General features: G+C 66.7%; 8 protein-coding genes. All 8 read left to right on the forward strand.

Annotation, left to right across the window (positions count from 1 at the left end):
• The first annotated feature begins 16 nt into the window (after positions 1–16).
• Positions 17–904, forward strand: coding sequence for an alpha/beta fold hydrolase (locus tag U5O12_RS12820; protein ID WP_322579011.1), 888 nt, complete (start codon positions 17–19; stop codon positions 902–904).
• Positions 905–931: 27 nt separating this feature from the next.
• Positions 932–1,795 carry a thioesterase family protein gene (locus U5O12_RS12825; protein WP_322579012.1) on the forward strand — a complete coding sequence of 288 codons (864 nt, stop codon included), beginning with the start codon at positions 932–934 and terminating at the stop codon, positions 1,793–1,795.
• A 75-nt stretch (positions 1,796–1,870) separates the two neighbouring features.
• Complete coding sequence (locus U5O12_RS12830; RefSeq protein ID WP_010462523.1) at positions 1,871–2,647, forward strand: enoyl-CoA hydratase; 777 nt, start codon at positions 1,871–1,873, stop codon at positions 2,645–2,647.
• A gap of 1,033 nt (positions 2,648–3,680) precedes the next feature.
• Positions 3,681–4,430: a TetR/AcrR family transcriptional regulator gene (locus U5O12_RS12835; protein ID WP_322579013.1), complete on the forward strand. Its 750-nt coding sequence runs from the start codon at positions 3,681–3,683 to the stop codon at positions 4,428–4,430.
• 28 nt (positions 4,431–4,458) lie between these two features.
• The gene (locus U5O12_RS12840; RefSeq protein ID WP_322579014.1) at positions 4,459–5,388 is read left to right on the forward strand and encodes an SDR family oxidoreductase; all 930 of its coding nucleotides are present in this window, start codon (positions 4,459–4,461) and stop codon (positions 5,386–5,388) included.
• Positions 5,385–6,998, forward strand: coding sequence for an acyl-CoA carboxylase subunit beta (locus U5O12_RS12845; protein WP_322579015.1), 1,614 nt, complete (start codon positions 5,385–5,387; stop codon positions 6,996–6,998). Before U5O12_RS12840 ends, U5O12_RS12845 begins: the two co-directional genes overlap by 4 nt.
• A gap of 23 nt (positions 6,999–7,021) precedes the next feature.
• Complete coding sequence (locus U5O12_RS12850; protein ID WP_322579016.1) at positions 7,022–8,152, forward strand: DNA alkylation repair protein; 1,131 nt, start codon at positions 7,022–7,024, stop codon at positions 8,150–8,152.
• A gap of 53 nt (positions 8,153–8,205) precedes the next feature.
• A partial coding sequence (locus U5O12_RS12855) for an acyl-CoA dehydrogenase family protein (protein WP_322579017.1) occupies positions 8,206–8,624 on the forward strand: 419 nt, incomplete at its 3' end.

The raw sequence follows: 8,624 nt of genomic DNA on the forward strand, positions 1-8,624 counted from the left end.
ACACAAGGAGACAGACATGAACAAGCAAACCTTGCAGGTCAACGGGGCGGTGTCTTTGGCACTGCGTGTCTACGAACCCGAGGGCGCACCGCGCGCCAGCGTTGTCATCGGCGGCGCGATGGGGGTGCGGCAGTCGTTCTACGAGGCCTTTGCGTTGTGGATGGCCCAGCAGGGGTTTCGGGTCACCACGTTTGATTACCGAGGCCATGGCGACTCACTGCAGGGTGCGATGCGCGATGTGAAGGCGGATCTGTTTGATTGGGCGCAGGACTACGAGGCGGTGATCTCTGCCGCCAAGGCCGCGCTGCCGTCGCAGCCGCTGTATTTGCTGGGCCACAGCCTGGGCGCGCAGTTGCCAGGCCTGCTCAAGAAGCCCGAGCAGGTGGCGGGCCTGCTCAGCGTGGCCGCAGGCAGCGGCTACTGGCGTGACAACGCGCCGCAGCTCAAGCGCATCGTTCCGTATTTCTGGTGGGTGCTGGTGCCGCTGGCCACGCGGCTGTGCGGGTACTTTCCGGGGCGCACGCTCAAGAAGGTGGGCGACCTGCCTGCGGGCGTGATCCTGCAGTGGCGGCGCTGGTGTCTGGACCCTGCTTACAGCGTGGGCGCTGAGGGGCCAGCGGTGGCGCAGAGCTATGGGGCGGTGCGGTTCCCGGTGCTGGCGCTGTCGATGTCCGACGACGAACTGATGACCTTGCGTGGCACGCACAACCTGGTGAACCTGTACGCCAACACCGAGCGCCGCGTGGAGAGCATCACGCCGGCTGACCTGCAGGTGCGGCGCATCGGGCACTTTGGCTTCTTCCGCGACCAGTTCCGCCAGAGCCTGTGGCCGCGCGCAGCGGCTGCGCTGGCTGCTCTGGGCGGTGGAGTGTCGCACGCCGAAGTCTCCGGCACGACGGCCTGAGTGGGCGTTTCGCGGCACACTCGCAGCATGACCTCTTCCGCTTCCGCTTCCACTTCTTCGTCTTCATCCATCCATCCGCTGGATGAAGCGCTGCAACTGACGGCCTCGTCCGATGCGACGGGCCAGTACGAAGGGCAGACCCACCCCGGCTACTGGAACATGGTGGGCCCGTTTGGTGGCATCACCGCCGCCACGCTGCTGCAGGCCGTTCTGCAACATCCCGACCGGCTGGGCGACCCGCTGTCGCTCACCGTCAACTACGCGGGCGCTTTGACCGCTGGTGCGTTTACCGTGCAGGCCACGCCCGTGCGCACCAACCGCTCGACCCAGCACTGGACGCTGTCGATCCTGCAGGCGGGTGATGATGGCGCCCAGGTGGTCACCACCACGGCCACGGCCGTCACGGCCGTGCGGCGCGAGACCTGGAGCGTGGGCGATGTGCCCATGCCCGAAGTGCCTGCGCCGTCGGCACAGCCCGCCATTCCCCCAGGCTTTGGCGTGGAATGGCTCAACCGCTACGAGATGCGCCCCGTCACCGGCGCTATTCCGCGCGAGTGGGACGGCAGTGGCGACCACAGCCTGACCCAGCTGTGGATGCGCGATGCGCCACCCCGTCCGCTGGACTTTGTGGCGCTCGCGGCCCTGGCCGATGTGTTCTTTCCCCGCGTGTGGCTGCGCCGTGCGCGCCATGTGCCGGCAGGCACGGTGTCGATCACGGTCTACTTTCATGCCAGCGCCGCACAGCTGCAGGCCACGGGCACGGGCTATCTGCTCGGCCAGGCGCGCGGGCAGGAGTTTCGCAACGGCTTCTTCGACCAGACCGTGCAGCTGTGGAACGAAGCGGGCACCATGCTCGCCACCAGCCACCAGATCGTTTACTACAAGGAGTAGGACGTCGGCCTGTTGCACAGCGCCGTACATCATTCCTCTCGCCTTCATCCATCAGACCCCGGAGCCTTCACCACCATGACCGAAGCCACCCAAGACATCCTCGCCCACACCGAAGCGGGCGTGACCACCATTACCTTCAACCGCGTGGACAAGAAGAACTCCATCACACGCGACATGTATGCCGCCATGGCGGATGCGCTCGACGCCGCCAAGGCCGACGCCAGCGTGCGCGTGGTGGTGTTCCAGGGCGATGTGGCGATCTTCAGCGCGGGCAACGACATTGGCGACTTCTTGCAGCAGCCGCCCGCCACCCAGGACTCACCGGTGTTCCGCTTTCTGCGCGGCATTGCCACCTTCCCAAAGCCCGTGATCGCCTCGGTCTGCGGCCCGGCTGTGGGCATTGGCACGACGATGCTGTTCCACTGCGACCTCGTTTACGCGGGCGACAACGCGGCGTTCTCCATGCCGTTCGTCAACCTGGGCCTGTGTCCCGAGGCCGCATCGAGCCTACTGGTGCCGCAGATGCTGGGGTACCACCGAGCTGCGGAAGCCTTGCTGTTGGGCGAGCCGTTCATGGCCGAGGCCGCGTTGGAAGTGGGCCTGGTGAACCGTGTGGTGCCGCCGACCGAATGCAACGGGGTGGCGCAGGCGCAGGCGAAGAAGCTGGCGGCCAAGCCGTTGTCGTCGCTCATCGAAACCAAGCGGTTGATGAAGGGTGGGCAGACGGCGAAGGTGCTGGAGGTGATGGCGGAAGAGGGCGAGAGCTTTGGGCGCATGTTGCGCGAGCCTGCGGCGCGGGAAGCGTTCTCGGCGTTTATGGAAAAGAGAAAGCCAGATTTCAGCGCGGTTTGATTCGCTAGTTCTGACGTGCTTTTTGGCTGCTGGCGCTTGTACATAAAGCGCTGGCAGCTATTGTTTTTATAGTTTGTTCTCGTCCCATCCGTTCGGGTTGGGCCTGTCGAGGCTTTTGTGCGGCGGCTACCGCATGCCCGTTTTGAGTGCGGGAGCCGGGAGTCGCCCGGCGAGCGAGTAACTTTCTTTTGCTTCGCCAAAAGAAAGTCACCAAAGAAAAGGCGACCCCCAGTCTGCGACCCCTGCGCTTTGCTCCGGGGCAAACCTGCGTCGGGGCGATTGCGGGGTGCGTCGTGGAACTCGCTCTGCGCTGGCGCGCGCCGCTCGGACAGCCACGGCGAGTCAGTTCACGAAGCATGGGCGCTGCGACGCCCATGCTCACCCCACAACCGCCCCGCCGCAGGCGCAGCCAGCAGGGGTGGGGAGCCGAACATCCAAACAACCAAACAACCAAACAACCAAACAGCCGGACATCCATTCGGGCCATCGCTGCGCTCGGCCCAGCCTGCGCAGCGCGTGGCGCTTGCGCCCGCGTGACGGGGCCGAGCGCAGCGCAGCGAAGCAATGGCCCGTGTGGATGTCCGCTCCCCGGGTTCCCTTCTGGATGCGCCTGGGGCGCGCAGGGCGCGGGGTGGCATGTGTGCCGAAGGACACACGCGCTTCGTGAACTGACTCACCGCAGTTGTTCGAGCGGAGCGCCGCAGGCGCGCAGCGAAGTTCTGCGGTGCACCCCCGTGACCGAGCACCCCAGGTTGCCCCGCAGCGCAGCGAAGGGGTCGCAGACAGCAGGGTCGCCCTTTCTTTGGTGACTTTCTTTCGGCGACGCGAAAGAAAGTTACTCGCACGCCGGGCGACTCCCGGCCTCCGCCCTTCGCATAGGCATGCCATCAGCTTCCAAAAGAGTAGCGGGCCAGGCAAGACATACAAGCATCTCGCAGCAAACAGAACCCTCTAGAAATAGCAATGAGACAAGGCATTTATTTTTACAAAGCACTTGCTTGCTAAAAATAAACAGTTTTGCTATCGTGCCCGCATGGATTCACCCGTGCCGCGCACCCGCGCCATCGTCCCCGCTCCCAAGAAACCCCCGGCCCGCCCCCGCAGCAAGGCCGCAGCCTCCTCCAGCGCCAATTCCGCACCCAACGCAACCCCTGCCGAGCCAACCCCTACCCGCCGCCCCCGCGGCCGCCCCCGCAAAACCGCCGAAGAACTCGACGACGGCAACCGCCGCCGCAAGCTCATGGACGGCGCGGCCAAGCTCTTTCGCACCCAGGGCTTTGCCGCCACCAGCACGCGCGACATTGCGGCGGCCGCAGGCATGCACAGTGGCTCGCCCTTCTACCACTTCGAAAGCAAAAGCGCGCTGCTCTACGCCGTGATGAGCGAGGGCATGACCATGGCCGCGCAAAGCCAGCAGCAGGCACTCGATGCGTTGCCAGCCAAGGCCACACCGCGCGAACAGCTGCACACACTCATTCGCCACCATTTCGAGATCCTGCTCGGCCCGCGCAGCAGCTTCATCCCGGTGATGCTGTACGAATGGCGCTCGCTCACGCCCGCGCAGCGCAAGGGCATTGCCCGCATCAAGGACAGCTACGAGGCCACCTGGATGCCTGTGCTGGAAGCGCTGGCCCAGCAGGGCGCACTGCAGGCCGAGCCCGGTGTGGCGCGGCTGTTCATCTTTGGGGCGCTCAACTGGGCGGTGCAATGGTTCTCGCCCAAGAAGGGCAAGTCGCTCGACGCGCTCACCGATGAGGCACTCGCCTTGTTCATCCGTTCATAAAAAACAACCCCATCAAGGCAGAGTCACCATGGCCCCCACCGCGCGCAACGCCTACCAGTCTGTGTTTGCTCCGGGCCTGTTCCAGGGCCAGGTGGTGGTGGTCACCGGCGGCGGCTCGGGCATTGGCCGTTGCACGGCGCATGAGCTGGCGCACCTGGGCGCGCATGTGGTGCTGGTGGGGCGCAAGCCTGACAAGCTGCTGGCCGTGGCCGAAGAGATCACCGCCGACGGCGGCCGCGTGTCGTGCCAGGTGTGCGACATCCGATCTGAAGAAGGCGTGGTGGCGCTGGTGCAGCAGATCCTTGCTGCGCAGGGCCGCATCGATGCGCTGGTCAACAACGCAGGCGGGCAGTTCATGGCGCCGCTCGAATCCATCAGCGCCAAGGGCTGGGAGGCGGTGCTGCACACCAACCTCACCGGCGGCTTTCTGATGGCGCGCGAGTGCTACCGGCAGTGGATGGCGCAGCAAGGTGGCTCCATCGTCAACATCGTGGCCGACATGTGGGGCTCCATGCCGGGCATGGGGCACAGCGGCGCGGCGCGCGCGGGCATGGTCAGCTTCACCGAAACCGCCGCGCTGGAATGGGCGCACAGCGGCGTGCGGGTGAACGCCGTGGCGCCGGGCTACATCGCCTCCAGCGGCATGGACAACTACCCGCCCGAGGCGGCAGACATGCTGCGCGCCATGCCGCGCACGGTGCCGCTTGGGCGCTTTGGCAACGAGGCCGAGGTGTCGGCGGCCATCACCTTTTTGCTCAGCCCGGCAGCCAGCTTTATCAGCGGCACCACGTTGCGGGTGGACGGCGCACGGCCCCAGGTGCGCATGGGCTGGCCGCAGCGCCCGCCTGGTGCCACCGCCGCTGCACACCCGGCCGTGCGGCCATTTGACGGCTTTCACCGCGCGCAGGTGCCGCAGGTGTTTGCACCTTCCTATCCCCCCAAGACCGAGGCCGCATGACCGCCGTCTTCACTTCCCGATTCAACCCAGGCAGCGCCGAATCCACCCAGCGCCGCGCGGCGCTGCAGGTCCGCCTGGATGCCCTGCGCGCGCTGGAAGAGCGTGCCGCCGCCGCTTCGGCCCGGTCGCTGCCCCAGTTTGAAAAACGCGGCCAGCTACTGCCGCGCCAGCGTGTGGCGCTGCTGCTGGATGCGGGTGCGCCCTGGCTGCCGCTGTGCACGTTGGCGGGCTACCTGCAGGACGTGAAAGACCCCGAGAAGTCCGTGCCCGGTGGCGGGATGATTGCCGGCATTGGTTTTGTCAGCGGCGTGCGCTGCATGGTGGTGGCCAGCGACTCGGGCATCGAGGCCGGTGCCATCCAGCCCATGGGCCTGGAAAAGATCTTGCGCGTGCAGGAAATCGCGCTGCAAAACCGCTTGCCGTTCATCCACCTGGTGGAGAGCGCGGGCGCCAACCTCATGCGCTACCGCGTCGAAGGCTTTGTGCACGGCGGCGCCTTGTTCCGCAACCTCGCACGGCTGTCGGCGGCGGGCATTCCGGTCATCACCGTGCAGCACGGCTCGGGCACTGCGGGCGGCGCCTACATGCCCGGCCTGTCGGACGTGGTCATCATGGTGCAGGGCCGCTCGCGCGCCTTTCTGGCCGGTCCGCCGTTGCTCAAGGCCGCCACGGGCGAGATCGCAACGGAGGAAGAACTGGGCGGGGCCGAGATGCACACCGCTGTGTCCGGCCTGGGCGAATACCTGGCGCAGGACGACCGCGAGGCCATTGGCCTGGCGCGCGATGTGGTCGCGCAGCTGGGGTGGAATATGCCCCCGCGAACCAGCGCACCCGGCCCCACCTTGCCCGCCGACGATCTGCTGTCCCTGATGTCCGCCGACCTGCGCCAGCCTGTGGACATGCGCGAGGTGATCGCACGGCTGGTCGATGACTCCGAGCTGCTGGAGTTCAAGGCCCGCTACGGTGCCGCCACCCTCTGCGCGCAAGGGCGCATCGAGGGCCATGCCGTGGGCTTCATCAGCAACAACGGCCCCATCGATGTGGCGGGCGCCAACAAGGCCACGCACTTCATCCAGTGGATGTGCCAGCTGGGCCACCCCATCATCTACCTGCAGAACACCACGGGCTACATGGTGGGCAAGGACAGCGAGCAGGGCGGCATGATCAAGCACGGCAGCAAGATGATCCAGGCCGTGACCAACGCCACCGTGCCGCAGATCACCATCCAGTGCGGAGCCAGCTTTGGCGCAGGCAACTACGGCATGTGCGGGCGGGGCTATGCGCCGCGCTTCCTGTTCAGCTGGCCGGGCGCCAAGACGGCAGTGATGGGCGGCGAACAGGCCGCGCGCACCATGCAGATCGTGACCGAGGCAGCGCTGGCGCGCAAAGGCATCACGCCCGACCCGGCCGAGTCGCAGGCCCAGTTCGACAAGATCGTCGCCATGTTCGAGGCCCAGGCCGATGCGTTCTACACCAGCGGCCTGCTGCTGGACGACGGCGTGATCGACCCGCGCGACACGCGGGCCGTGTTGGCGTTTTGCCTGGATACCTGCGCCGAGGCCCAGGCCCGCGCGCTGCGGCCCCTGAGCTTTGGCGTGGCGCGGATGTAGGTGCTGAGCACGCAATCTCCCCGATGGCCGAGCCTCTCAAATACCTGCTGAACGACACCGTGCCGCCGCGCATTGCGGCCATGGTGCGGCGCGCTTGGCGGTCCTTCGACACCCAGGCCTTCTTGCGCCAGATTGAGCCCGGCTACGAATCGTTGGAGCTGATGGCGCGCGGCCAGCGCATTGCGCAGGCCCTGCAGGCACACCTGCCGCAAGACGTGCCGCGCGCACTGGGCGTGCTGGTCGATTCGATGGACCCGCCGATGGGCATCGATGCGGCGGGTGAGCCCGATGCGGGCGACCGCCCTTACAGCGCATTCCTGTACCTGCCGCACAGCATGTACATCGGCGCGCAGGGGCTCGCGCATTTCGAGACGGCCATGGCCGCGCAGCACGCGCTCACCCAGCGATTTACGGCAGAGTTCTGCATTCGCCCCTACCTGCTGCACCACCAAGGCGCCACGCTCGCGCGGCTGCGGGACTGGGCGCAGGATGGCAACGCCCATGTGCGCCGCCTGGTGAGCGAAGGCACGCGGCCCCGCCTGCCCTGGGCGCCGCGTTTGCCTGCATTCCAGAACAACCCGCAACTGGCCCTGCCGTTGCTCGATGCGCTCAAGGACGACCCATCGTCCTACGTGCGCCGCTCCGTGGCCAACCACCTGGGCGACATCGCCAAGGACCACCCCGACCTGGCCGTGGGCACCGCGCGCACCTGGCTGCAGGGCGCACCCGCCCCGCGCGAGGCCCTGGTGCGTCACGGCCTGCGCTTTCTCATCAAACGCGGCGACGCTGGCGCACTCGACGCCCTGGGCGTGGGCCATGCCGTGGCGCTGGATGTGCGGGCCGCGCGCGTGCTGCCCGCCCGCGCACGCATCGGCGACAAGGTGCGCATCGAGGTCGAACTGCACAACCCCACGCCCCAGCCCCAGCGCGTGCTGGCCGACCTGAAGGTGCACTACGTCAAGGCCCACGGCGGCGCGGCGCCCAAGGTGTTCAAGCTGCAGACGCTGGACATTCCGCCCGGCGCCACCGTGGCCGTGGGCAAGACGCTGTCGCTGCAGCAGATGACCACGCGCACCCACTACCCAGGCGCGCACCGGGTGGAGCTGGTGCTCAACGGGCGGCCCCAGCCACTGGGGCAGTTTCAGCTTTCGTGATCGAGGTTTGCAGGCACACCAACACACAAACGCAACAGCAGGAGACAAGCACCATGCAGTTCACGCACGAGCACCGCGAGATCCAGAAGACCCTCAAGCGTTTCATCGACGAAGAGATCAACCCCCATGTGGACGAGTGGGAGGCGGCCGAGATCTTCCCCGCGCACGAGGTCTTCAAGAAGATGGGCAACCTGGGCCTGCTGGGCTTGTGCAAGCCCGAGGAATATGGCGGCCAGGGGCTGGACTATTCGTACAGCCTGGCCATGGCTGAAACGCTGGGCCACATCCACTGTGGCGGCGTGCCCATGGCGATTGGCGTGCAGACCGACATGTGCACGCCCGCGCTGGCCCGCTATGGCAGTGACGAACTCAAGCGCAACTTTCTTGCCCCCGCGATTGCGGGCGACATGGTGGGCTGCATCGGCGTGAGTGAGCCTGCGGCGGGCAGCGATGTGTCAGGCATCAAAAGCGT

This window comes from Rhodoferax sp., assembly GCF_034519335.1.
In the GTDB taxonomy this organism is placed as follows: Bacteria; Pseudomonadota; Gammaproteobacteria; order Burkholderiales; family Burkholderiaceae_C; genus Allorhodoferax.